Origin of the sequence: Planococcus sp. ISL-110, assembly GCF_018613575.1 — a bacterium.
GTDB lineage: Bacteria > Bacillota > Bacilli > Bacillales_A > Planococcaceae > Planococcus.
In genome coordinates this window covers 1-1,487 of sequence record NZ_JAGGPX010000044.1, presented here as the reverse complement: position 1 = coordinate 1,487, position 1,487 = coordinate 1, and the positions used below count along the sequence as shown (strand labels likewise).

2 protein-coding genes are annotated in these 1,487 nt (G+C 44.3%); both read left to right on the top strand.

Annotated elements, in window-relative coordinates; translation table 11 throughout:
• Positions 1-139 precede the first annotated feature (139 nt).
• Positions 140-1,255, top strand: a complete 1,116-nt coding sequence (locus J7I83_RS17610; protein WP_215102921.1) for an IS4 family transposase — start codon at positions 140-142, stop codon at positions 1,253-1,255.
• Positions 1,256-1,297: 42 nt separating this feature from the next.
• Positions 1,298-1,487: hypothetical protein (locus tag J7I83_RS17605; RefSeq protein WP_215102919.1), on the top strand; the 190-nt coding region annotated here is incomplete at its 3' end.

Below are 1,487 nucleotides of genomic sequence, written 5' to 3'. Positions count from 1 at the left end.
TCACTAGTGTTGCATTAATTATTTTTGAAGATTAGGAATTCATAAAACATTCGAAAACTGACGAAAACCAAAAGAAAAAGTCCTTTATAATGAAAAGGTCAGGTAGTTCCTGTCCAAATCCAATAAAAAGGACCAACTCATGGACAAGAATACTAGAAAAACTTCATTTGGTAAATGGCTTAGCACCATTAATTTTAAGAAATTCAACGAAACCGTGAAGGTTCACGGACAAGATCGATACACGAAGAAATTGACGACACAGGCCTATCTGTTTTTGATGCTGCACGCACAATTGACCGAGGCGGATAGTCTTCATGCTTTGGAAGCCGCGTTAACGAACGCCGATTTCCAACGGGCGGTCGGAGTGGACTCCATCAGTGTGTCACAGCTTTCCCGTAAAAATAACCAGTTGGATCCAGCGATTCTTTCGAATCTTTTCCAGCAGTTAGTGAGCCAGATTGCCGCCCAAAAGCTGGCACCGAAAAAGGGCATATTGCTAAAAATCATCGATTCCACGACACTCCCCTTGAATGTCAACTATTTCAAGTGGGCCGAATTCCGGAAGACGAAGTCTGGGATCAAACTGCATCTGCGGCTGGTTTTTGATGAATACGGGACGCATTATCCCGACAAAGAAGTCATGACCAATGCCAAGGAATCCGACCGCAATCAGTTGGAAGTGCTTATCGACGACAAGGAAGCCATGTATGTTTTCGATCGTGGCTACATCGACTATGAACGCTTTGATGCCTTTACGGAAGACGGAATCTTTTTCGTTTCCCGGCTGAAGAACAAAGCCGTCGTCCATCCGGTAGAAACATTTAAACTTCCGGAAGGAAGCGACGCTGTTTCCGATACAATGTCGTTTGTGGGAAACGCCACCAACTGTACGGGAAATGTCTTTCGAGTTCTCACCCTCCCGGACGGAAAGGGAGACGTGTTGCGGCTGATCACCAACCGATTCGATCTTTCCGTGGAGGAAATCAGTGATATTTATCGGTCGCGCTGGGCCATTGAACTGTTCTTCAAATGGCTCAAGCAGCACGTGAAAATCAAGCATTTTTATGGGCAAAGCGAAAACGCCGTGAAAAACCAGGTATACCTGGCTTTGATCGCCTATTGCTTGAACGTGCTGGTGCAAATGGACACGAAGAGCACCACATCAATCTTACGAATTGCGCGTGTACTGGTCGCCAATCTTTGGAAAAATCCCCAGTACTGGCTCCGAAAAATCGGAAGTGAAAAAGTGCCGTAAAAAGTTGTTCATTCCCTGTTGCTTCTGTAAAGATGTATAAATTTGCCAAATGGACAATGCTACCTTTATTCGGGTGCTTCCCTTTTTGGCAAAAATAATTGGAACAGAGTGACTGAATATTCCGTCACTATTTATGCAACACTAGTGAGGTTGTTTATGAAAGACAAAACTCTCGTAGAACTGGAAAAACAGGACCGCCAGCTATATCTGCAAACCCCTAATCTTGAAGAAT

Coding starts and splice junctions, on each gene's coding strand:
- J7I83_RS17610 (WP_215102921.1), top strand. CDS start 140: ATGGACAAGAATACTAGAAAAACTTCATTTGGTAAATGGCTTAGCACC.